Annotated in this window: 19 protein-coding genes; 5 read left to right on the plus strand and 14 right to left on the minus strand. The window is 67.3% G+C overall.

The annotated features are described in order from the left end of the window. Window positions 1–15 precede the first annotated feature (15 nt). Entirely contained in the window at window positions 16–1,191 is a 1,176-nt protein-coding gene (locus ACTIF2_RS03490; RefSeq protein WP_439495647.1) for a mandelate racemase/muconate lactonizing enzyme family protein, read from the plus strand. 28 nt (window positions 1,192–1,219) lie between these two features. On the opposite strand, the gene ACTIF2_RS03495 is transcribed toward ACTIF2_RS03490, so the two are convergent. From ACTIF2_RS03495 to ACTIF2_RS03505, 3 genes are read right to left on the minus strand one after another with little or no spacing between them, the layout of a single operon-like run. Continuing rightward, a complete protein-coding gene (locus tag ACTIF2_RS03495) occupies window positions 1,220–2,098 on the minus strand; it encodes an ABC transporter permease (protein WP_439495648.1) in 879 nt (292 codons plus the stop codon). Next, window positions 2,095–3,039 carry an ABC transporter permease gene (locus ACTIF2_RS03500; RefSeq protein WP_439495649.1) on the minus strand — a complete coding sequence of 315 codons (945 nt, stop codon included), beginning with the start codon at window positions 3,037–3,039 and terminating at the stop codon, window positions 2,095–2,097. The genes ACTIF2_RS03495 and ACTIF2_RS03500 overlap by 4 nt, the downstream gene beginning before the upstream one ends. A gap of 21 nt (window positions 3,040–3,060) precedes the next feature. After that, entirely contained in the window at window positions 3,061–4,608 is a 1,548-nt protein-coding gene (locus tag ACTIF2_RS03505) for an ABC transporter substrate-binding protein (protein ID WP_439495650.1), read from the minus strand. Between the two features lie 216 nt (window positions 4,609–4,824). Here ACTIF2_RS03505 and ACTIF2_RS03510 point away from each other — a divergent pair, with 216 nt between their 5' ends. Together ACTIF2_RS03510 and ACTIF2_RS03515 are read left to right on the plus strand one after the other, a co-directional pair. Continuing rightward, window positions 4,825–5,592 (plus strand): GntR family transcriptional regulator, encoded by a 768-nt coding sequence (locus ACTIF2_RS03510; protein ID WP_439495651.1) that lies wholly within the window; start codon window positions 4,825–4,827, stop codon window positions 5,590–5,592. 15 nt (window positions 5,593–5,607) lie between these two features. Continuing rightward, window positions 5,608–6,792 (plus strand): mandelate racemase/muconate lactonizing enzyme family protein, encoded by a 1,185-nt coding sequence (locus ACTIF2_RS03515; RefSeq protein ID WP_439495652.1) that lies wholly within the window; start codon window positions 5,608–5,610, stop codon window positions 6,790–6,792. Between the two features lie 47 nt (window positions 6,793–6,839). Here ACTIF2_RS03515 and ACTIF2_RS03520 read toward each other — a convergent pair whose 3' ends face one another. The 4 genes from ACTIF2_RS03520 to ACTIF2_RS03535 all read right to left on the minus strand — a co-directional run bounded on the left by ACTIF2_RS03520 (window position 6,840) and on the right by ACTIF2_RS03535 (window position 10,248). Beyond that, window positions 6,840–7,499 carry an amino acid ABC transporter permease gene (locus tag ACTIF2_RS03520; RefSeq protein WP_439495653.1) on the minus strand — a complete coding sequence of 220 codons (660 nt, stop codon included), beginning with the start codon at window positions 7,497–7,499 and terminating at the stop codon, window positions 6,840–6,842. Next, window positions 7,489–8,157 (minus strand): amino acid ABC transporter permease, encoded by a 669-nt coding sequence (locus tag ACTIF2_RS03525; protein WP_439495654.1) that lies wholly within the window; start codon window positions 8,155–8,157, stop codon window positions 7,489–7,491. The genes ACTIF2_RS03520 and ACTIF2_RS03525 overlap by 11 nt, the downstream gene beginning before the upstream one ends. 11 nt (window positions 8,158–8,168) lie before the next feature. Further along, complete coding sequence (ehuB, locus tag ACTIF2_RS03530; RefSeq protein WP_439495655.1) at window positions 8,169–9,053, minus strand: ectoine/hydroxyectoine ABC transporter substrate-binding protein EhuB; 885 nt, start codon at window positions 9,051–9,053, stop codon at window positions 8,169–8,171. Between the two features lie 262 nt (window positions 9,054–9,315). Beyond that, window positions 9,316–10,248 (minus strand): LysR substrate-binding domain-containing protein, encoded by a 933-nt coding sequence (locus ACTIF2_RS03535; RefSeq protein WP_439495656.1) that lies wholly within the window; start codon window positions 10,246–10,248, stop codon window positions 9,316–9,318. 148 nt (window positions 10,249–10,396) lie between these two features. On the opposite strand from ACTIF2_RS03535, the gene ACTIF2_RS03540 reads away from it, so the two are divergent. Further along, window positions 10,397–11,443, plus strand: a complete 1,047-nt coding sequence (locus ACTIF2_RS03540) for a succinylglutamate desuccinylase/aspartoacylase family protein (protein WP_439495657.1) — start codon at window positions 10,397–10,399, stop codon at window positions 11,441–11,443. Window positions 11,444–11,445: 2 nt separating this feature from the next. Further along, window positions 11,446–12,579, plus strand: a complete 1,134-nt coding sequence (locus ACTIF2_RS03545; protein WP_439495658.1) for a pyridoxal-phosphate dependent enzyme — start codon at window positions 11,446–11,448, stop codon at window positions 12,577–12,579. 18 nt (window positions 12,580–12,597) lie between these two features. Here ACTIF2_RS03545 and ACTIF2_RS03550 read toward each other — a convergent pair whose 3' ends face one another. Genes ACTIF2_RS03550 through ACTIF2_RS03580 form a run of 7 tightly spaced genes read right to left on the minus strand, consistent with a single transcriptional unit; the run spans window position 12,598 to window position 21,264 of the window. Further along, window positions 12,598–13,728, minus strand: coding sequence for a M24 family metallopeptidase (locus tag ACTIF2_RS03550; protein WP_439495659.1), 1,131 nt, complete (start codon window positions 13,726–13,728; stop codon window positions 12,598–12,600). A gap of 5 nt (window positions 13,729–13,733) precedes the next feature. Next, the gene (locus ACTIF2_RS03555) at window positions 13,734–14,951 is read right to left on the minus strand and encodes a M20 family metallopeptidase (RefSeq protein ID WP_439495660.1); all 1,218 of its coding nucleotides are present in this window, start codon (window positions 14,949–14,951) and stop codon (window positions 13,734–13,736) included. Between the two features lie 17 nt (window positions 14,952–14,968). Then, window positions 14,969–16,588, minus strand: coding sequence for a dipeptide ABC transporter ATP-binding protein (locus ACTIF2_RS03560; protein WP_439495661.1), 1,620 nt, complete (start codon window positions 16,586–16,588; stop codon window positions 14,969–14,971). 7 nt (window positions 16,589–16,595) lie between these two features. After that, window positions 16,596–17,420 (minus strand): ABC transporter permease, encoded by an 825-nt coding sequence (locus ACTIF2_RS03565; RefSeq protein WP_439495662.1) that lies wholly within the window; start codon window positions 17,418–17,420, stop codon window positions 16,596–16,598. Further along, entirely contained in the window at window positions 17,413–18,360 is a 948-nt protein-coding gene (locus ACTIF2_RS03570) for an ABC transporter permease (RefSeq protein WP_439495663.1), read from the minus strand. Before ACTIF2_RS03570 ends, ACTIF2_RS03565 begins: the two co-directional genes overlap by 8 nt. An 18-nt stretch (window positions 18,361–18,378) precedes the next feature. After that, window positions 18,379–19,932, minus strand: a complete 1,554-nt coding sequence (locus tag ACTIF2_RS03575; protein ID WP_439495664.1) for an ABC transporter substrate-binding protein — start codon at window positions 19,930–19,932, stop codon at window positions 18,379–18,381. 12 nt (window positions 19,933–19,944) lie between these two features. After that, window positions 19,945–21,264, minus strand: coding sequence for a M20 family metallopeptidase (locus ACTIF2_RS03580; RefSeq protein ID WP_439495665.1), 1,320 nt, complete (start codon window positions 21,262–21,264; stop codon window positions 19,945–19,947). Window positions 21,265–21,386 lie beyond the last annotated feature (122 nt).

Below are 21,386 nucleotides of genomic sequence, written 5' to 3' on the forward strand. Positions count from 1 at the left end.
CCTCCGGAGCCCGTCATGAAGATCGAAGCCGTCGATTTCTTTTATCTCGCCATGCCCGAGATCACGACGGAGGCCGATGGCAGCCAGGATGCGCTGCTCGTCCGGGTCGCTGGAGGAGGCCATGTCGGCTGGGGTGAATGCGAGGCCTCGCCGCTGGTCTCGATCGCCGCCTTCGTCACGCCGATGTCGCATGGCGTCTGCCGCCCCGTGGCGGATTCGGTCCTGGGCAAGCCGCTCGACAACGCCGAGGACATCGGGCGCATCGCTGCCGATGTCGAATATAACAGCATGGACCTGCTGCAGGCCGCGCACACCTTCTCCGGCGTCGAGATGGCGCTTTGGGACTTGCTCGGCAAGGCCACGGGCGAGCCGGTCTGGCGGCTGCTCGGCTACAGCGCTTCGCACCGCAAGACACCCTATGCCTCGGTCCTCTTTGGCGACACGCCGCAGGAGACGCTCGAGCGCGCTCGCACCGCTCGCCGCAACGGATTCACGGCCGCAAAATTCGGCTGGGGGCCGATCGGCCGGGGCAGCGTCGCCGACGACGCCGACCAGTTCTCGGCAGCGCGCGAGGGTCTCGACAAGAACGGCATCCTGCTCGTCGATGTCGGCCAGATCTTCATCGAGGATGTCGAGGCCGCCGCCGCGCGCCTGCCGGCGCTCGAGGCCGCCGGCGCCCTGTGGCTCGAGGAGCCGTTCCAGGGCGGCGCGCTCGATGCCTATGGCGCCCTGGCCCGCCGCAGCGGCAAGGTCAAACTCGCCGGTGGCGAAGCGGCGCACAACATCCACATGGCCCGCCACCTGATCGATTTCGGCGGCGTCGGCTATGTCCAGATCGATTGCGGCCGCATCGGCGGCATCGCCCCGGCGAAGAAGGTCGCCGACTACGCGGTCAAGAAGGGCGTGACCTATGTGAACCACACCTTCACCTCGCATCTGGCGCTGAGCGCCTCGCTCCAGCCCTATGCCGGCCTCGCCGACCACCGCATCTGCGAATACCCGGCCGCGCCCAAGCCGCTCGCCTGGGAGTTCACGGCGAGCCATCTCGAGCGCGACGGCAATGGCGAGATCGCTGCACCCGACGCACCGGGCCTGGGCATCGAGATCAGCCCTGAGGGGGTTCGCAAATATCTCCGCGAGGCGGAGATCAAGGTCGACGGCCGGGTGATCTACGCCACGCCGCGCTTGTAGTTAGGGCCACCTAAAAATTAGAACACGCTCACGCCTTCATGCGCGGATCGAGCACGTCGCGCAGCCCGTCGCCGAGGAGGTTGAGGCCGAGCACCGAGACGATGATGGCGAGGCCGGGGAACAGCGTGATCCATGGCGCCGTCGCCATGAAGTCGCGGCCCTGCGCGATGATGCTGCCGAAGGACGGCGCCGGCGGCGGCGGGCCGACGCCGACGAAGGAAAGCGCCGCCTCGGCGAGGATGGCGATGGCGAAGACATAGGTCAGGCGCACGATCAGCGGACCGAGCGAATTCAGCAGCACATGCCCGAACAGGATGCGCATCTCGCCCGCCCCGAGCGCGCGCGCCGCCTCGACGAATTCGAGCTCGCGCACCACCAGCACCGAGCCGCGGACGATGCGCGCCGTGTGGGGCGTCGTCGCGATCGAGAGCGCGATGACGACATTGGGAACCGAGGCGCCGAGCACCGCACTGACCGTGATCGCCAGGAGGATCGCCGGAAAAGCCATCAGCGCGTCCATCAGGCGCATGAGCGGATTGTCGAGCGAATGGAAATAGCCGGCGACCGCCCCGATCAGCGTTCCGAATATCCCGGTGACGATCACGACCAGCGCTCCGATGGTCAACGAGATGCGCGCGCCATAGAGGACACGCGACAGGATATCGCGCCCGAAATGGTCGGTGCCGAACCAGTACAGCCCGCTCGGCGCCTGCAAGCGGGCGCGGACATTGCTGCGCAGCGGATCGTAAGGCGACAGCCAGTTGGCGAAGATCGCGACCAGCACCACGGACAGGACGAGGACCGCGCCGATCAGGAAGGAGCGGTTGGCGAGGAGCCGGGCGAGCGCGGCGCGCGCCGGGCTGCGGCCGGGGCTCGGGAGCGCCAGGCTGTCCGCGTGGCTGCTCATTCGAGCCTCACGCGCGGATCGACGGCGGCGTAGAGGATGTCGACCAGCAGGTTCACCCCAAGATAGATCACCGCGAGGAACAGCAGGCCGCCCTGGATGACGGGATAGTCGCGCGAGAGGATCGCGCCGATGACGAGCCGTCCGACACCGGGAATCGAGAACACCTGCTCGACGATGACCGTGCCGCCGAGCAGACCGCCGGCGACGATGCCGAGCACCGTCAGGATCGGGATCAGCGCATTCGGCAGGCCGTGGCGGATCACGATCCGCCAGCGCGACAGGCCCTTGGCGTCGGCGGTGCGGATGAAGTCCTGGCCCAGCACGTCGAGCATCGAGGCCCGCGTCATCCGGGCGATGAAACCGATATGCACCACCGCGAGCGTGATGGCCGGCAAGGCGATCGTCCGCGCCCAGCCGCCCAGGCTCTCGTGAAAGGGCACGAAGCCGCCGGTCGGCAGAGCCCCGAGCTGCAGGGCGAAGACGAAGACCAGCATCAGCCCGAGCCAGAACTCCGGAACCGACAGGCCAAACAGCGCGGTGGCCATGACGAGCTGGTCCGGCCAGCGGTTGTGGTTCATCGCCGCCACGATGCCGGCGAGGACGCCGAGCACCATGGCGATGACGAGCGCGATGCCCGCGAGCGAGAGCGTGACCGGCAGCCGCTCGATCAGGGCGGCCGTCACGCTGCGATTGAGCAGGATCGACTGGCCGAGGTCGCCTTGCAGCAGCCGGCCGTACCAGTCGACCATTTGCAGTGGCAAGGGCTTGTCCAGCCCGAGCTGGGCGCGCAACCGCTCCGCCTGCTCGGGCGTCGCGCTGGCATCGAGCAGGATCGCCGTCGGGTCCCCCGGCACCAGCCAGATGATGCCGAAGGCGAGAACCGAGACCAGGACCAGCACCAGCAGCGCGCCGGTGAGGCGCCGCGTGAGAAATGTCAGCATCGGCCGGCCCGACCGAAACCGTCACCGCTCAAGCGTCACGCCCCACATCCGCGGGATCCGGTAGGGCGTGAAGTTCTTGAGCTTGACCGTCGCGGCCTGGAACAGCCCGTAATTGCCGACCTTCAGCGCCACGGCCTGCTCGTACATATGGCCCTGGAAGCGCGCGAACAGCTCCTTGCGCTTACCCTCGTCCATCTCGGCATTGAGCGCCGTCGCGAGCTCGTCGATCGTCGCGTCCTTCTTGCGCTGCGAGGTGCCGTCGACCCAGGGCGACATCACCGAAGCCGGCCCCTCATAGGGTTCGATGCCGAAGCCGTGGGTCCAGAAATTCCAGCCCTGATCGGTGAAGCCGACCTTCGACACGGTCGGCCAGTCGGCGACGGAGATCTCGACATTGATGCCGATCTCCTTCAGCCGCTCCTGGAACACCGTCGCGGTGTCCACATTGGCGCGCAGGTTGTCGACGATGAAGGTGAGCTTCTGGCCCTTGTAGGCCGACTTGGCCAGATGCTGCTTGGCCACCGCGAGATCGGGCTTGTTATAGCCCTGCGTCCCGGCGCTCATATGGAAGGGCGAGCCCGGATAGAGCCAGGCGCCGTCCATCTGATAGATGTCGGGATAGGCGATCGCCAGGATCTCTTCCATGTCGAGCGCCGCCTGCACCGCACGACGGAAATTCACGTCGTCCCCCGGCGCCTGGGCCTGGTTGAACTTGATCACCTGCATCGAGAACGGCAGCACCTTGTAGATCGTGAACCGGTCCTTGCTGGCCTGGAAACGCTGCGCCGTCGGCCCGTCGACCGTCTCGACGAGATGCACCTCGCCGGCCTCGAAGGCCGCGTTGCGGGCGCCTGCTTCCGGCATGAAGCGAAAGGTCACCGTGTCGATGAAGACCTCCTTCTTGCCGGCAAACCCATCGCGCCCCGTCCCCTTCGGGTTCTGGCTGTAGCCGTCAAAGCGGGCGAGCTTCACATGGCTGTCGGGCTTGTACTCGACGAACTTGAACGGGCCGGTCCCGACGAAATTGATCTGTCCGGCGGGCTTCGCCGCCTCCTCGGCCGGGTAGATCGCGATCGGCGCGCGCGGCGAGGACAGGTTGTCGAGAAAGACCGACTGGACCTGCTTCAGCGTGATCGTGACCTCGCTGGGACCGCTGGCCTTGACGCTGTCGATGGCCGCGAGCAGCTGCGCCGAGGCGCCGAGCTTGCGATAGCGCTCGAGCGAGGCGACGACGTCGTTGGCGTCGAGCTCCTTGCCGTTATGGAACTTCACGCCCTTGCGGATCGGGAAGACATAGGTCTTGCCGTCGGCGGAAATCGTCACGCCCTCGGCGAGCTCCGGCACCGCCTTGGCGTTCTCGTCGCGCGCATAGAGCGTCTCGTAGATATGCAGATTGACGTTGCGCGCCGCCTGCGCCGAACTCACATGCGCGTCGAGCGAGGGCGGCGCCTGGGTGATCGCGATCACCACGTCGCCACCCTTGCCCGCACTCTGGGCGAAGGCGTTCAGTCCGGTGGCGATGCTGGCTGGGCCGAGCGCCAGCCCGAGTAGTAGCGTCCTGCGTTTCATGTCCTGACCTCCCTCGAGACATCGATGCCGACATGATCCGGTCGCGCTGCCGCTGTTGCCCGATCACGGCGTCGTCTGTTAGCGGCCAGCCGCGGACCCGGCATTCGGGCCGGGTTCGCGGCTATGGCCCATCACGCAATCGCAAGCCGGTCCCCTGACCTTGTTTCCTGGTTGTATGATGGTATACGATCTCATCATGCGTCAAGCGGAGCCCTGATGGCCAATCCTCGACCCCGAACCCCGCCTGCCTCGCCGGCGGATGACGAAACACCGGTGGAAGGCTGGCTGCCCCTGAAGCCGCGCACCTTGGTGGATATGGTGATCGAGGCCCTGATCGCGGGCGTGGCTCGCGGCCTGATCCTGCCGGGCGATCGCGTCGTCGAGACGGAGCTGGCCCAGCGCCTCGGCGTCAGCCGCGTCCCCGTCCGCGAAGCGCTGCGCGTGCTGGAGAGCCAGGGCCTCGTCATCAACGAGCCCTATAAGGGCATCCGGCTCATGCCAGTCTCGCAGAAGCGCATCGACGACCTGATCGAGGCCCGCGTGGCGCTCGAAACCACGGCCGCGATCCGGGCCATCCGCGAAGGCCGCAACGGCGAGCGCGAGATCGCCATCCTGACCCGCTGCATCGCGGAGCTCGAGGCCACCCGGCAGCGCAACGATTCCTATGCCTTCGCCAATGCCGACACGGCCTTCCATCGGGCGCTCTGCCGCTTCAGCGGCAACGATGTCCTGTGCGGATTATGGGAAGGGCTCGCCCGGCAGGCGACGATCTTCTTCGGCCTCTCGGCCCTGATCAAGCCGATGACCGAGATCGTCGAGGAGCACCGCATCCTGATGGAAGTCTTCCGCACCGGCGATGTCGAGGCGACCGCGCAGGCGCTCAAGGAACATATCGACGAGCAGACCCATCGCGTCGATTTCGAGGGGATCGTCGCCGAGCGCCGGGCGGCGCGCAGCCGCTCCACCGAGACGACACAACCCTGACGGCAGGAGTATCGAATGTCCGAGCTTTCGAGTGGAGCGAGGCAGCAGACAACTGCGCCTTCGGTGCGGATTCGCTCCATCACCGCGGCCCCACTATTCGGCGAAAGTCCCAAGGGCGGCTGGTCGGCGGAGATCAAGCCGGAGGATTCGATCCACGCCCTGATCGCCGTGCACACCGATGCCGGCATCACCGGCTATGGCAGCGTCTTCACCGATGGCCGGCTGGTCGAGGCCGGGCTGAAGGTGCTGGAGCCGCTCTTCCTCGGCGAGAATGCGCTCGAACCCGAGCGCGTCTCCGAGAAGCTGCACCAGAACACCTTCTGGATGGGGCGCGGCGGGACGCTGACCCATACCATCAGCGGGATCGACATCGCGCTCTGGGACATTCTCGGCAAGGTCACCGGCATGCCGGTCGGCCGGCTGCTGGGCGGCCGATACCGCGATCGCGTCCAGCCCTATTGCTCGCTGCTGATGGAAGAGCCGGCGCAGATGCGCGACGTCGTCGCCGAGTACCGGGCGCTCGGCTTCCGCGCCTTCAAGATCGGCTGGGGCCCGTTCGGCCGGGCCCTCGACACCAGGCTGGACGAGGCGATCGTGCGGGCGGCCCGCGAGGGCGCCGGCGACGACGCCAAGCTCTTCGTCGATGCCGGCGCCAGCGACGCGCTCTGGCCGCATGGGCTGAAATGGGCGCTGCGCACCGCCGAGATGCTGAAGGATTTCGAGGTCGGCTGGTTCGAGGAGGCCCTGCGGCCGGACGCCATCGACGACTTTTGCCACTTACGTCTCGCCAGCCCCGTGCCGATCGCCGGCGGCGAGGTGCTGACGCGGCGCCAATCCTTCCTGCCCTGGCTCAGCCGCGGCGCCCTCGACATCGTCCAGCCGGACGTGACGAAGGTCGGCGGCATCAGCGAGCAGCGCCGCATCGCCTGGATGGCCTATGATTTCGGCGTCAAATATATCGGCCATGGCTGGAACACCGGCCTCGGCGTTGCGGCCGACCTGCAACTGGCATCCGCCTTCCCCGATGTCGACCTCGTCGAGTTCATCGGCGGCAGCCCCTATATCGACGGGATCCTGGCCGAACCGTTCCAGCTCGAGGACGGCTATCTCCAGATCTCGCAACGCCCCGGCCTCGGCGTCGAGATCGATCGCGAAAAGCTCGCGCGCTATACGCCGAACCCCGGGGTGCTGTTCCAGTAGCGCCGCAGCGCCCCGCCATTCCCAGAGCAGGAGCGGATCGGCCGCCCTCAGCGTTGCAGTCTGGCGAGCAGGCGGGTCTCCATGCGCCGCACCAGATGGGCGATCAGCAGCGCCAGGGCGAGGAAGATCGCGCCGGCGACGACGAGCGGCTCGGCATAGCGGAACGTGTCGGAGGCGATGTCGAAGGCGGTGCCGAGCATCTCCGGCACGGCCAGCACGGCGAGATAGGGCGTCGCCTTCAGGATCGAGACGAAGTAGTTGCCGAGCGGCGCTGCAATGTTGAGCAGCATTTGCGGCGCGATCACCAGGAAGACCGTTTGCGCTCGCGACAATCCCAGTGCCTTGGCGGCTTCGAACTGGCCGGCCGCGACGCTGTCGATGCCCGCCTTGAAGACCTCCGCCAGATAGCCGCTGTAATACAGACTGAGGCCGCCGATCCCGACGACGAGCGCCGGCAAGGTGACACCGTAGAAGGGCAGGACGAAATAGAGGAAATAGAGCTGCGCCAGGATCGGCATCGAGCGGATCGCGTCGATCAGGAAGCGCATGACGTAGCCGGTGCGCCGGCCCGACCGCCGCAGGATCTCCCAGGTGAAGCCGAGCAGGCAGGCGCCGATGGCCGAGCCGACCGCCACGGCGAGCGTGACGCCGAGCGAAGCCAGGATGATCGGCACGGTCGAGAGCGCGAAGCCGGCGTCAAATCCCATGAGCGCTGCTCCGGCCGACGCTCGCTCGGCCCTCCAGCCAGCGGCCAAGGATGGTGACCGGATAGCAAAGCAGGAAATAGGCGATCAGCAGGGCCGAATAGACGCCGACGGGATTATACGAAGCCTGCGCGATCTCCTTGGCATGGTAGGTCATGTCGGCAAGCGTGATCAGCGAGACCAGCGCCGTTCCCTTGATGAGTTGGATGACCTGGTTGACGAAGGTCGGCAGCATCGCGCGGAAGGATTGCGGCAGCTCGACCAGCGCCAGGATCTGCCAGCGCCGGAGACCGAGCGACCGGCCCGCCTCGACCTGCCCTGCCGGCAGCGTCTGCAGGGCGGCGCGGACCGTCTGGCTGCCATAGCCCCCGGCATTGAGGCCGAGCACCATCGTGCCGACCGCGAAGGCCGAGAGGGTCACGCCAACGACAGGCAGGCTATAATAGAAGACAAAGAGCAGCACGACGACCGAGGAGCTTCGCCAGAATTCGATGATCGCGGTGACGAGGCCGTGGGTGACGCCTTTCGCCAGATGCTGCAGCACGCCGAAGGCGAAGGCGAAGGGGATGGCATAGAGCAGTCCGCAGGCCGCGACGGAGGCGGTGATGCCGAACCCTTCGAATATCCCGGCGACGATCCCGTTCAGGCTATTGGGCGGCATGTCGCGGTCTTCTAGTCCTCGCCGGCACAGATCTGCTGCGCGGTGAGCTCGGGAGCCTTTTCCGCGTCACCGAAGCCGTATTTCTTCATGATCGCCGCCAGGCTGCCATCGGCCTTCATCTCGGCGAGACGCTTGTTGTAGAGGTCGCGCAGATCGGCATCCGCCGGCCGGAAGGCGATCGCCGAAGACAGCGCGCTCTCGCGCCCGTTCGGCTTGATATAGCCGGTGAAGGGTTTGACGCGCTCGACGCCAGTGATGTTGGGATCCTGGAGGAACCCGACGACGGTCGGCGACGAGAAGGTCAGCACGTCGACGCGGCCGGCCATGAGGGCCGACATTGAGGCTTCCGTGTTCTGGAACAGCATCATCTGGCTCTCGGGGACGCCTGCCAGCGTGGCGTTCTTGCCGTTCGCGCTGCCCCGCGAGGCGCCGAGCCTGACCTTGGGGTTGGCGGCGATGTCCTTGTAGCTGTGGACGCCGAGGGGATTGCCCGCCTTCACCAGCAGGGCGTCTCCGATCGACATGTCCGGATCGCTGAAGGCGACGACCTTGCAGCGTTCCGGCGTGATGCCGAGCCCCGACGCGACCATGTCGAAGCGGTTTGCGATCAAGCCCGGGATGAGCGCGCCGAAATCCGAGATCGTGAAGGCGATCTCGGTCACGCCGAGCGGGGCGAAGGCGGCGCGGACGAGATCGGGGTGAAAGCCGGTCGCCTGGCCGTCGCTGCCACGAATGCCCCAGGGCGGCCGGTTGTGGATTCCGATCGAGAGCTTCTTTTCGCGCAGGACGCGGTCACCCGCCGTCTCGGCCGAGAGCGGCGCAGAGCCGAACATGGTCGCGCCGAGCAGGAGCGCCGTCAGAAATCCGCGGCGTTGGATCAGTCGGCTGGCGAACATGTGCAACTCCGCTGCCATACCCGACATGGCCGGGCCGGCCGTTGGCGATCCCGCAATCTGGCGAGGATTGAACAAGCCGCTACAGGCCCTGTCCAATACAAAGAAATGGCGACTTCATGCGTTGATGTTATCAACCTCTAGAGCAGGATGCGAAAAAGCGGGAACCGGTTTTTCGCATCGATCCTGCTCTAACTTTTTGATGAGAGACGGATTCAGACTTCAGTTGGAACCGCAAAGCGATTCCAACTGAAGTCATCCGGCTCTAGACCGAGGCGACCAGTGCATCCTGTCCGTAAAGCTCGACGAGATGCGCCCGCGTAATGTCCAGAAAGGCCCGGGCTGCGAGCGACAGGGGGATGTCCTTCCGCAGGAGCAGCGAGAATCCGAAACGGACGACAGGAGCGAACGGACGGACCACCAGGGCCTCTTCGGAGAAGCCGAGCGTCGCCAGCGGGCTGACGACCGAAACGCCGGCTCCCGCCGCGACCATGTTGGCCACCGCAAGCGCGTAGGGCGCCTCGATGCTCATCCGCCGGCGCACATCCGCCGCCTGGAAGACCTTGTCGACCGCGACGCGATTGCCGTCGGCCGGATCCAGCGAGATGAACTCCTCGCCTTCGAGATCGCCGACCTCGACGGAGCTCTTGGCCGCCAGCCGGTGCCCGGCCGGCAGGATGCAGACCCCGGGAATGGCGGCATAGGCGATCTTCTGGATGTTGGACTGTTCCGGGCCGCTGCTGGCGAAGCCGAGGTCGTAGTTGGACGTGGCCATCCAGTTGGACGAGGCCATCCAATCCATCACGGTCGCCGAACTGCGGGTCTGCAGGCCGATCGCCACGTCCGGATGCAGCCGGCGATAGCGCGCGATGACCCGCGGGAGGAACACCAGCCCGACGATGGGGATGCTGGCGATGCGCAGCGATCCCGTCGCGGCGGTCCGGATGTTGTGCGCTGCCCGTTCCAGCTTTTCCAGGCCGACGAAGGACCGATCGACCTCGCGGAGGAACAGCAGGGCTTCGGGCGTCGGCTGCAGCCGCTGTTTCGAGCGCGTGAAGAGAGTGAGCCCGGTTTTGGCCTCGAGCAGCGACAGCAAGCGGCTCACCGCGGGCTGCGAAATGCTCAGGCGCTCGGCCGCCCCGGTGACGGTCCCGGTCAGCATCACCATCCGGAAAGCTTCGATCTGTCGGAGATTCATGGGCTACATCATAAGTTTTGAACATGAAATACTGGCTCGTTTGTATTAGACGCTGATCATCCTCGCGCCTAGCGTCGAATCGAACCCGCTCGCTTCGGCCGCCTCGCGTGACCTGAACGCGGCGGCCGATGCCTGCGAGAGATGAGCGATGAACCAAGCTGCCCTGAAGGACCGGACGCGGTCGCGGATCACCACGCGTGTTCCCCTAGACGAGGACGGCAAGCATTGCGGCTTCCTGTCCCTGCCCTATTCGACCCATGAATCGGCCTATGGCCGCATCCAGATCCCGTTCGTCTGCATCCGCAACGGCAATGGACCGACGGCCCTGCTCGTCGCCGGAAACCATGGCGACGAATATGAGGGCCAGATCGCGCTCGGCCGCCTCATCCGCGAACTGGAGCCGCATCAGATCGACGGGCGGGTACTGATCCTGCCGGCGCTGAACCTGCCTGCGGTGGCCGCGGCTCGCCGGACGTCCCCGCTGGATGGCGGCAATCTCAACCGCCTGTTCCCAGGCGATGCGGACGGCGAGCCGACGGCGATGATCGCTCACTATGTCGAAAGCGAATTGCTGCCGATGGCCGATCTGGCGATCGACCTGCATTCGGGCGGCTCATCCCTCGTCTACCTGCCCTGCGCGATCGTGCGCGACAATGGCAGCGACGATTTCGTGCGCCGGCAATTCGCCGCGCTGAAGGCCTTTGGCGGCGAGTTCGCCTACGTCACCGATGGACGCAACCAGGGCGCCGAGCGGACCTTTGGGGCCGCCGCCGACCGTTGCGGCGTGGTCGCGATCACCACCGAGCTCGGCGGCGGCGCCAGCATCGACCGCGACGGCACGCGTCTGGCGGAGGCCGGCATCCGGCGAGTGCTGCATCAGGCCGGTATCCTCAAGGAGGCGCCGCCGGCCGATCCCGACGCGCTGCGGCTGATGAAGGTCGAAGGGGCGTTGTCCTATATCCTGGCCTCGGAGACCGGGGTTTTCGAGCCGGCACTCGAGCTGGGAGACGAGGTGACCGTGGGCGCATTCGCCGGACAGATCAGCTTCCCTGAAACGCCCTGGCGCGAGCCAGTGCCCGTTCATGCCGAGGCGACCGGGCTTGTCATTTGCAAGCGCGCGGTGGCCTGGACCGGGCGCGGCGACTGTCTCTTCCAGATTCTCGCCCCTTATGACGGCCGCGGCCGCCTGTCATGAGCATGGCCGAGATCAATACGCGCCTGCGTGGCTTTGCCTGCCTGCGCTGCGGCGAAGCGCAGCCGATCGCGGACCACGCCGAAGGCTGCCCGGCCTGCCTTGCGCTCGGTTTTCCCGCGAGCGTCGTGCCACGTTTCGACGACTTGCCGCCGCTCGCCACGGCCGGGATCGGCCGCGGCATGCGGCGCTTCGCTGAAAGATTGCCTTACCGGCTCTTCCCGAGCCTCGGCGAAGGCGACACGCCGCTCCTGCCGCTCGACCGGATTGCGGCCGAGCTCGGGCTCGATGCGCTCCACCTCAAATACGAGGGCGCGAATCCCTCGGGCTCGCACAAGGATCGCATGAGCGCCCAATTCGTCGCCCGGGCGCTCGATATCGGCGCACCCGGCGTCGTCGCGGCGTCCAGCGGCAATGCCGGCCTGTCGCTCGCGGTCTATGCCGCCGCCGTCGGAATCCCCTGCCTTGTCGTCATGACCAGGGGAACCGGAACGGCTTATCGCGACTCGATCGAGCGCGCCGGTGCGCGCGTGCATATCGAGCCGGATTCGCTCGCCCGCTGGCGCCATGTCGCCGAGCTGGTGCGGCAAAAGGGTTGGCTGTCGGCGACCAACTATCTCGACCCTCCCGTCGGCAGCCACCCGTTCGGTGTCGACGGCTACAAGACGCTCGGCTACGAGCTCGCCGCGGACCCCGCTGCCGCGGCAGCCGATGTCGTGATCGTGCCGACGGCGCGGGGCGACGTTCTCTGGGGCCTCTATCTCGGGCTGGCGGAGCAGCTCAGGGAGGGCCTGATCGATCGGTTGCCGCGCCTGGTCGCCGTCGAGCCGTTTCCGCGATTGTCGCGCGTCCTCGCCGGCGAGGACTATCGCGCGAAATTCCCCGGCGGCTCGCCGCTCGCCGCGATCAACGGCGCGACGGTGACCTATCAGGCCGTTGCGGCGCTCGCGGGGTCGAAGGGCAGCGCGATCGATGTCGAGGCGCAGGAGGCCGAGCGCGACCAGGCCCGGTTGGCCACTGACGATCTGCGTCTCGAGCTTTCGAGCGCCGCTGCCTTGTCGGCGCTCCGCCTGCTGCTGGCAAAAGCCGACTTCCCGATCCGGCGCGCGGTTCTCATCGGCACCGCCAAGGGCCGCTAGCCGCGCCTTTTGGGAGCATCAGGGAGCGCGATCGGTACCCAAGAGCCGCCGCGGCGTGGTCGTCAGGCGTTCCGCCCCCGCGGGACGCACCACGATCGTCTCGCTGAAGCCGAGCCCGCCGGCCGAGACATACATGTGGAAGACCATGCCTTCCTCGAGCCGCCAGCGCGCATTGGGCAGGAAAACGCGCGAGAAATCGCTCGGGCGCGGCGTGCGGCCATAGAGGCCGAGCGTATAGCCGCTGACATTGTCGTAGCTCGGGCGCAGGCCCTCCGCGAGCACCGCCTCGCGCAGCACGGCATCGACATCGCATGCCAGCGCGCCCGGCCGCATCGCCGCGAACTGCCGGTCCTGCAAGGCCACGAGCCGCTCGGCGATCGGGCCGATGCCGCGCTTGTCGGCGCCGATCAGGACCGGGCGCATCAATCGCGCGCCGTAATTGCGGACCTTCGGGATCAACTCGACATGCAGCACGTCCCCATCGCCGAATACCTGCGAGGTCATCACGCCGTGAAGAAACTCGTGATCGCCGATCCCCGGCACGATCGGCCCGGTCTCTCCGGTATCGGCCCCGTTGTCGAGAAAGCTGGCGGCGGCGATGGCTGCCGCCTTGCGCGGCGACAGGCCTGGCCGGGCAGCGCCCACGATCGCCGCCATGGCCATGTCCGCGATCCCGGCGGCCTGTGCCAGAAGCGCGATCTCGGCGCCGGATTTGACCTGCCGGAGCAGGTCGCTCTCGCCGCTCATGTCGACGAAGCGCGCTTCAGGAAGCAGCGCCGCGAGCCTGTCGCGGGTGGCAGCGGTGAAGCCGTAGGAAACGTGGTCCGCACCGATGCGCGCCGACTCATAGCCGCGCTGACGGACCGTGCTCGCCATGATCTCGTGCGGGTCGGCCGTGTCGGGAAAGCCGACGATATCCTCGAACCAGCAGGCGGCCCGGCAGGGCCCGGTGTCGAGATCGCGCAGCACGAACCAGGGTTCGCCCTCCAGAGGCAGGAACGCCGCCCGGTACATGGTTTCGGACACCGTGTAGCCGGTCAGCCAGGCGAGGAGCTCGGCATGGTCGACCAGCAGCAGGTCGACGCTCGCCTCCGCCATCGCGGCGCGGGCCTTCTCGACACGCCGCGCGAATTCCTCGCTTGCGAACATGCGGCTCAGGCCTGCTCGCAGATGTCGAGGATGCAGAGCATGTAGATGCGGATCATGTCGAGATAGTCGGCGATGTCGACGCGCTCGTCCGGCATGGTGTTGTAGCGCCCGCCCGGCCCGCAGACGATGCCTTCCATGCCGGCTTCCGCGTAGAGATGGCCGGCATCGGTGCCGAAATAGCAGGGCGGAGCGATCGCGCCCGTCGGCTGGGCCTCGCCGCGCACGGCCTCATGGGCGGCGTTGATCGTCCTGACGATGCGCGCGCCCCTGGCGACCTCGAAGGCCGGCATCGACTGGTGGCCTTCCGCCTTCTCGACATGGATCGTCGCCTTGAGGCCGGGGAAACGGGCTTCGAGCGCGTCGAGCTCCCGGCGCATGTCGGCGATCGCGCCGGCCTCGTTCTGGCCCGGCGCATAGCGGCCCGAGCCCTTGATCTTGACGAAATCGGCAACCTGTGGCGCGCGCCACTCGTGCAGCTCCTTGCCGAGCGCGCCGTGGACGACACCGACATGGACGCGGTTGATCGAGCGGTGCTCCTCCGATTTCGCGCCGGAGAAGGTCATGGCGTTGAGGCGCGGGATCAGGTCGGTGGCGGCGACGATCGCGTCGACCGCCTGCTCGCGCTTGGAGAGGTGGCGGGTATTGCCGACAAGCTCGATGACGAAGGTGAAGGCGCAGGCATGCATGGTGATGGCCTGCAGGTCGCTCGGCTCGGAATTGATGAAATAGTCCGCCCTCACCCCGTTGCGGATCGCCGCGACCGTGCCGACGCCGCCCTGCAATTCGCCGACGACGAAGGTCAGCACGACATCGCCCTTCAGCTTCACGCCGGCATCGACCAGCGTCTTGACCGCGCAGAAATAGGCGGCGTCGCCCGCCTTCATGTTCGAGACGCCGATCCCGTAGATGAACTTGTCGTCAACGAGCCCACCCCAGGGGTCGACGGTCCAGCCCTCGGTCGCGGGGTTGGTGTCGAGATGTCCGTTGAAGAGCAGGCTCTTGCCGCCGCCCGTGCCCTTCCAGCGGCCGATCGCGTTGACGCGCTCGCCCTCGACCGGCTGCAGCTCGCTCTCGATGCCGAGTTCGCGCATCCTGTCGGCCATGAAGTCGGCCAGCACGCGCTCGCCCTCGGTCTGCGAATAGCTCTTGTGGCGCACCATCTGGCTGAGGAAATCGAGGGCGGCCTTCTCATCGAGACGGGCCAGGAGGGCAGCGCGATCCATCGTCATATCCTTCAGCGTCAGGCGGCATGGGCCGGGGCCGGCACGGCCTCGAGCAGCGAGCGGGTATAGGGGTGGAGCGTCCCGCCCGAGAGCGCGGCGACATCGACGAGATCGACGAGGTCGCCGCGATACATCACGGCGATCCGGTGGGCGATCTGGCGCACCAGGTTGAGATCATGCGTGATGAAGAGATAGGCCGTGCCGAAACGCTTCTGCAGATCGACGAGCAGCTCGACCACGGAGGCCTGCACCGAGACGTCGAGGGCCGAGGTGATCTCGTCGCAGATCACGAGTTTCGGCTTCGAGGCGAAGGCGCGCGCGATCGCGACGCGCTGCTTCTCCCCGCCTGAAAGCTGGTGCGGATAGCGCTCGGCGTAAGCAGCCGGCAGGCGCACCTGCTCGAGCAGCTCTCCGATCGCCGCGGCGTCCTTGCGCGTGCCGGCCTCGCCATAGAGCTCGAGCGGGCGCGAGAGGATCTCGCGGATGCGCTGGCGCGGATTGAGCGAGGAATCCGGGTGCTGGAAGATGATCTGGACGTCGCGGCGATAGGCCCGGTCCATGTCCTTCAGGCCGGTGATCCTGCGCCCGGCGAAGCGGATCTCGCCCTCGAACGGGTTCAGCCCGGTCATCGCCCTCGCGAGGGTCGACTTGCCCGAGCCGGATTCGCCGACGATGCCAAGGATCTCGCCCGGCATGACCGAGAGGCTGACCTCGCGATTGCCGGTGAACTGCGTGTTCGCCCGCCCGAGCAGCCCGGACAGGAACGGCTTGCGGCCGTAATGCACGCTGACCTTCTCGACCTCGACCAGCGGCGCGCCCGCCTCGGGCGCGCTGCCCTCGACGAGGCGATGGTCGGGCCGGGGCACGGCCGCCAGCAGCTTCTGCGTATAGGCGTCCTGGGGCCTAGCGAAGACCTCGCCGACCGCGCCCTGCTCCACGATCCGGCCGCGATGGATCACCGCGACGCGTGAGGCGATCTGCGAGACCAGCGCGAGATCATGCGAGATATAGAGCGAGGCGACGCCGGTCTCGGCCTGGAGCTCGGCGAAGAGGTCGAGGATCTGGCGGGCCGTGATTACGTCCAGCGCCGTCGTCGGCTCGTCGAAGATGATGCATTCCGGCTGGCAGGCGAAGGCGGTGGCGATCACGACGCGCTGCTTCTCGCCGCCGGAAGCCTCATGCGGATAGCGCCGCATCATCTCGGCCGGCAGCTTCAGCCCGACGCGGGCGAGCATGGCCTCGCCCTCGGCCCAGGCCTGGCGGTGTGTCAGGCCGCGATGGCGCACCAGCACCTCCGCGAGCTGCTCGCCGAGCGGCAGCGTCGGGTTCAGCGATGTGCTCGGGTCCTGGAAGACCATGCCGATGCGCCGCCCGCGCATGGCCTCGACCTCGCCTTCGCTGGCAGTGATCAGATCCTGCCCGGTGAGCCGGATCGCGCCAGCCTCGCGCACGCTTTCCGGCAGATAGCGCATGACGGCCCAGGCCAGCGAGGTCTTGCCGGAGCCGGATTCGCCGACGAGCCCCAGCACCTCGCCCTTCGCGATCGAAAGCGTGACCTCGTCGAGCGCGCGGCTGAAGCCGGCCGGCGTCGCGTAGTCCAGGCTGTAGCCGGCAATGTCGAGGATCGGTGTCGTCATCGCTGCCTCACGTCCGCGGGTTGAGCGCATCGCGCAGGCCGTCGCCGAGCAGGTTGAAGCCGATCGCGACGAGCGCCACCGCCAGGCTCGGCCACAGGATCATCCAGGGGCTGAGATGCATGAAGCGGCGCGCTTCGGAGACCATCAGCCCCCATTCGGAGGCCGGCGGCTGCGCGCCGAGCCCGAGGAAGGAGAGCGTCGCGAACAGCATCACCGCGAAGGCGACGCGGATCGTCATCTCGACGATGATCGGGGCGATCACATTGGGCAGCATCTCGCGCCAGACGATGAAGCTCGCGCTCTCGCCGCGCGCGATCGCAGCATTGACGTAATCCTGCTTGCGCACGGCGAGCGCGACCGAGCGCGTCACCCGCGCCATGCCGGGTGCGAAGGCGATGGCGATCGCCAGCAATGCGTTGAGGCTGCTCTTGCCGAGCAGGTTCACGATCAGCAGCGCCAGCAGCAGGCTGGGAATCGACATGATCGCATCGACGGTGCGCATGATCCCTTCGTCGCTGCGGCCGCCCAGGAAGGCGGAGACCGTGCCGATCAGCGCGCCGGCGAGCGTGCCGAGCGCGGTCGCGAACACGGCCATGACGACGGTCGCGCGCGCGCCATGCAGCAGGCGGCTGAGGATGTCGCGGCCATACTGGTCGGTGCCGAGCCAGAACTGCGCGCTCGGCGGCTTGTAGCGCTGCAGCGGCGCCATCGTCTCGGGATTGAACGGCGCGAGCCAGGGCCCGATCAGGACGACGAACACGATCAGCGCGACGAGGCCCAGGCCGAGCGCGCCTTGCGGCGAGCGCAGCATCCGCTTGAGGATTTCAATCATACTGGATCCTCCGGTCGAGCCAGGCATAGGCGATGTCGGCCAGGAAGTTCGCGATGGCGTAGGTCGCGGCCATGATCAGCGCGCCGGCCTGGATCGAGGGCAGGTCGCGGCTCTGGATCGCGACGATGAGCTGGCGCCCGATCCCCGGCAGGGCAAAGATCTCCTCGACGACGATGACGCCGCCGAGCAGGTAGCCGACATCGAGCGCGACGATGGTGATGGTCGGCAGCAGCGCATTGCGCAGCGCGTGCTTGTAGAGGACCGTGCGCTTCGAGAGGCCCTTCAGACGCGCCGCCCGGATGTAGTCGGTGTGCAGCACGTCGACGAGCTCGGAGCGCACCATGCGCGAGACATGCGCGATCAGGATCACCGAGACGGTGAGGACCGGCAGGGCAAGATGCTTCAGCCCGCGCACCGGGTCTTCGGTGAGCGGGACATAGCCCGTCGCCGGCAGCCATTGCAGCCAGTCCGCCAGCACGAGCACCACCAGCGTCGCGGTGACGAATTCCGGCACCGAGACGCCGATATAGGAGATGAAGCTGACCCCGAGATCCGCCGCCCGCCCACGCCGTACGGCCGCGATGATGCCCAGCGGCACGGCGAGCGCCAGCATCAGCAGGATCGAGAACAGGGCGAGCAGGAGCGAGCGCCCGAGCGCCTCGATCATCACCGGCGCCACCGGCTGGCCGGTGCGCATCGACAGGCCGAAATCGCCCTGGACGACCCCCGCCAGCCAATGCCCGTATTGCAGCCAGATCGGGTCGTTCAGCCCCATCTTGGTCCGCAGCGCCGCCAGCGCTTCGGGCGTCGCGTTCTCGCCCAGCATCATCACCGCCGCGTCGGCGGGCAGGATCTGAGTGATCGCGAAGACGATCAGCGACACCACGAACAGGGTGTAGCCGATCAGCGCGACGCGCTTGAGGATATAGGCTGGCGACACGCTCTGGCCCGCCCGCGCTCAGCCGCGCTTCGGCGCATTGGCGCCGAGCGAGACATGATCGAGCCGGAACACCGCTCCGCGCGGATGCAGCGCATAGCCCTGCACCCATTCGCGCTGCGCGGCGAGCAGATCGAAGAAGGCCGGGATGATCGAGGGCACTTCGGCATGCATCAGCTTCTGCGCGTCGGCATAGAGCGCCCGGCGCTTCGCCTCGTCAGTCGTGGCGCGGGCCTCGAAGACGAGCTTGTCGAAGGCGGCGTTGTTCCAGCGCGTCTCGTTCCAGGCGGCGTTGGAGGTGTAGAGCAGCGAGAAGATCGCGTCCGCCGTCGCCTGCATGTTGTAGAAGCCGACATAGAACGAGCCCTTCTTCCAGACCTGATCGAGATAGGTCGCGTGCGGCATCGTCTCGACATTGATCCGGAAGCCGGCGGGCTTGGCCATCTCGCGCAGCGCCACCGCGAGCTGGGTGCGCTGGCCCGGCCGGTCGGAGGCGATCAGCGTGGCGTCGAGCCCGTTCGGATAGCCTGCTTCCGTCAGCAGGGCCTTGGCCTTGGCGATATCCGCCGCCTTCGCAGGCTGCTCCGCATAGAAGCGATAGGCCGGGTTGAGCGGCGTGTCGTTGCCCGGCGAACCGAAGCCTTCCGTCACGAAATCGACCATCGCGGCGCGGTCGACGGTCAATGCCAGGGCCTGGCGCACGCGCACATCGTTGAACGGCTTCTGGTCGCAGCCGAAATTGACGTTGCAGAACTGGCCGGAGGCGACGCGCAGCGCCTTGATGCCCGAGGCCTTCTGCAGGCGGCCGAACTCGGTCGGCGGCGTGGTCGAGATCAGGTCGGTATCGCCCGAGATCAGGGCCGAGGCTTCGGCGCTGACATCGGGGTAGACCACGACCTCGATCCTATCGAGATAGGGCCGCTCCTTGTCATAGAAGGCGTCGTTGCGGGCAACGACGATCAGCCGCTCCGGCTCGAAGGAGACGAGCTTGAACGGGCCGGTGCCGACGGCCTCGCGGTCGAGCTTGCCGAGCCCGGCCTTGATCACCGCCGCAGGGATGATCTTGGCGTTGGTATAGGCGAGCGTCACCGGCAGGTCGGCGAAGGGCGCCGACAGGGTGAAGACGACGGTGGTCTCGTCCTTGGCGGCGACCTTCGCGATCGGACCGACATTCTGCCGCGCGGGCGAAGCGGTCTTGGCGTCGAGGATGGCCTCGAAGGTGGCGACGACGTCGGCCGCCGTGCAGGGGCTGCCGTCATGGAAGCTGACGCCCTTGCGCAGCACGAAGGTCCACTCGAGCAGATCGGCCGAGTTCGTCCAGGACTCGGCGAGGTCGGGCTCCGCGCTCATATCGACCTTGAGCCGCGTCAGGCCGGAATAGAGCAGCTCCGCCACGAGATATTCGGGGTTCACCCGCGTCACCAGCGGGTTCAGCTTCGAGACGGCCTGGTCGACGCTGACCCGCAAGGTGCCGCCACGGCGGGGCGCCTGGCCGAAAGCCGGCAGGCCGGTCATGGCTAGCCCGCTCAGAGCGGCGGAGGCGGCAAGAAAATCGCGACGATGGATGGTCGGCATGGCGGCGCTCCTTCAGGTTCGGGGCGGGAGGGTTTCGGGAATGAGCTCTGGCCGGAAATCGGCGGCGAGATAGGACAGCACCGCCTGCGCCAGCGAGACGGTGTCGGGAATCGTGGTGTGTTCGCCCGGCGCATGGATGTTGCGGCTCGGCCGCCCGAGGCCGCCGAGCAGGATCTCCTGCATGCCGGTGCGCTGGACCCAGCCGAAGTCGGAGCAGCTCGCGGCGCCCCATTTGCGAAAATCGCCCAGCGCATAGCCGAAGCCCTTGCCGACGGCCGCCTGCCAGCGCGGCCAATGCGGCCCGGTCGGATCGGCTGTCGGGGCGAGATGGCCCACCAGCGCGGTCTCGACGCTGAGGCCAGGAGACAGGGAGATCGACCGGCGGACCGTCTCCTCGATTTCCGCCAGCACGGTCTCGAATTGTTCTTCCGGAGCGTAGCGGCGGTTCAGGGTGATCTCGACCAATGCCGGCACCTGCCCGCCGGCCGTCCCGCCCTGGATCGTCGCGATATTGAGCTGCGCCGCGAGCGGCGGCTTGCCCGGCGGCGGCGGAAGCGCCGAGACCCGTGTGGCGATGCGAGCCTTGAGCGCAGCCAGCGCATTCAGCAGCGGCAACGCGCCCTCGATCGCGTTGGCCCCGCTGCCCATACGATTGCCCTCGCCCGCATGCACGGCCTGGCCATGGACGCGCACGAGAAGGTTGAACAGGCCGAAGCAGCCCGCCCAGATCCGCGGCTCGGCGCTGCCGTTGAAGTTGAGGATATGGCCTTCAAGGCGTCCCTGCTCGGCGAGATAACGGATGCCCGGATAGAGGCCGCCCTCCTCGTCTGTGCAAAAGAGCAGCATCGGATCATAGGCGAGCTCGACCCCGCAGGCCTGCGCGGCCCGCAGCGCCAGGAGGATGGCGGCGATGCAGCCTTTCATGTCCGCGGCGCCCAGCCCGATCAGCCTGTCGCCCTCGCGCGTCAGGCGCAGCGGATCATGCTGCCAGCCCGGCGCGGCGGGCACGGTGTCGACATGGAAATAGAGCCCGCAGACGGGTTTGCCGCTGCGCCGCGTCGCGACGAGATTGGTGCGCCGGCCGCTGGCCGGGCCGTTCGGCACCTGCCACAAGGCGTCCGGCACCACCACGCGCTCATGCGCGAAGCCGAGGGCTGAGACCATCTCCTCCATCAGCCCGGCGAAATCATCGTAGCCGAGGCCGGGCGGGAAGGTCGTGTCGACCGAAATCATCCGGCCGAGATCGGCGACGGCCGTCTCGACCTCGCCGGCAATGAACGCCAGCGCCTGCTCGACAGGCGGCACCTGTTCGCGATGCGTGACGACGCTCATCAACCAGCCAAGACGGCGCTTGTCGCGCTGCGCCGTGATCTGCGATGGACAAGACCCGCAGGCGGGAGCGGCGTTGGCATTGCAGGCACCCCTCTTTCATATAAACTATATAGAAATAGGAA

This window comes from Allobosea sp., from assembly GCF_051860145.1.
Classification (GTDB): Bacteria; Pseudomonadota; Alphaproteobacteria; order Rhizobiales; family Beijerinckiaceae; genus Allobosea.

What these genes read in the sequence shown, in the direction of transcription:
- ACTIF2_RS03510 (WP_439495651.1), top strand. Translation starts at nt 4,825, where the DNA reads ATGGCCAATCCTCGACCCCGAACCCCGCCTGCCTCGCCGGCGGATGAC.
- ACTIF2_RS03505 (WP_439495650.1), bottom strand. Translation starts at nt 4,608, where the DNA reads ATGAAACGCAGGACGCTACTACTCGGGCTGGCGCTCGGCCCAGCCAGC.
- ACTIF2_RS03525 (WP_439495654.1), bottom strand. Translation starts at nt 8,157, where the DNA reads ATGCCGCCCAATAGCCTGAACGGGATCGTCGCCGGGATATTCGAAGGG.
- ACTIF2_RS03575 (WP_439495664.1), bottom strand. Translation starts at nt 19,932, where the DNA reads ATGCCGACCATCCATCGTCGCGATTTTCTTGCCGCCTCCGCCGCTCTG.
- ehuB (WP_439495655.1), bottom strand. Translation starts at nt 9,053, where the DNA reads ATGTTCGCCAGCCGACTGATCCAACGCCGCGGATTTCTGACGGCGCTC.
- ACTIF2_RS03540 (WP_439495657.1), top strand. Translation starts at nt 10,397, where the DNA reads ATGAACCAAGCTGCCCTGAAGGACCGGACGCGGTCGCGGATCACCACG.
- ACTIF2_RS03490 (WP_439495647.1), top strand. Translation starts at nt 16, where the DNA reads ATGAAGATCGAAGCCGTCGATTTCTTTTATCTCGCCATGCCCGAGATC.
- ACTIF2_RS03565 (WP_439495662.1), bottom strand. Translation starts at nt 17,420, where the DNA reads ATGATTGAAATCCTCAAGCGGATGCTGCGCTCGCCGCAAGGCGCGCTC.
- ACTIF2_RS03535 (WP_439495656.1), bottom strand. Translation starts at nt 10,248, where the DNA reads ATGAATCTCCGACAGATCGAAGCTTTCCGGATGGTGATGCTGACCGGG.
- ACTIF2_RS03495 (WP_439495648.1), bottom strand. Translation starts at nt 2,098, where the DNA reads ATGAGCAGCCACGCGGACAGCCTGGCGCTCCCGAGCCCCGGCCGCAGC.
- ACTIF2_RS03550 (WP_439495659.1), bottom strand. Translation starts at nt 13,728, where the DNA reads ATGTTCGCAAGCGAGGAATTCGCGCGGCGTGTCGAGAAGGCCCGCGCC.
- ACTIF2_RS03580 (WP_439495665.1), bottom strand. Translation starts at nt 21,264, where the DNA reads ATGAGCGTCGTCACGCATCGCGAACAGGTGCCGCCTGTCGAGCAGGCG.
- ACTIF2_RS03555 (WP_439495660.1), bottom strand. Translation starts at nt 14,951, where the DNA reads ATGGATCGCGCTGCCCTCCTGGCCCGTCTCGATGAGAAGGCCGCCCTC.
- ACTIF2_RS03515 (WP_439495652.1), top strand. Translation starts at nt 5,608, where the DNA reads ATGTCCGAGCTTTCGAGTGGAGCGAGGCAGCAGACAACTGCGCCTTCG.
- ACTIF2_RS03545 (WP_439495658.1), top strand. Translation starts at nt 11,446, where the DNA reads ATGGCCGAGATCAATACGCGCCTGCGTGGCTTTGCCTGCCTGCGCTGC.
- ACTIF2_RS03560 (WP_439495661.1), bottom strand. Translation starts at nt 16,588, where the DNA reads ATGACGACACCGATCCTCGACATTGCCGGCTACAGCCTGGACTACGCG.
- ACTIF2_RS03520 (WP_439495653.1), bottom strand. Translation starts at nt 7,499, where the DNA reads ATGGGATTTGACGCCGGCTTCGCGCTCTCGACCGTGCCGATCATCCTG.
- ACTIF2_RS03500 (WP_439495649.1), bottom strand. Translation starts at nt 3,039, where the DNA reads ATGCTGACATTTCTCACGCGGCGCCTCACCGGCGCGCTGCTGGTGCTG.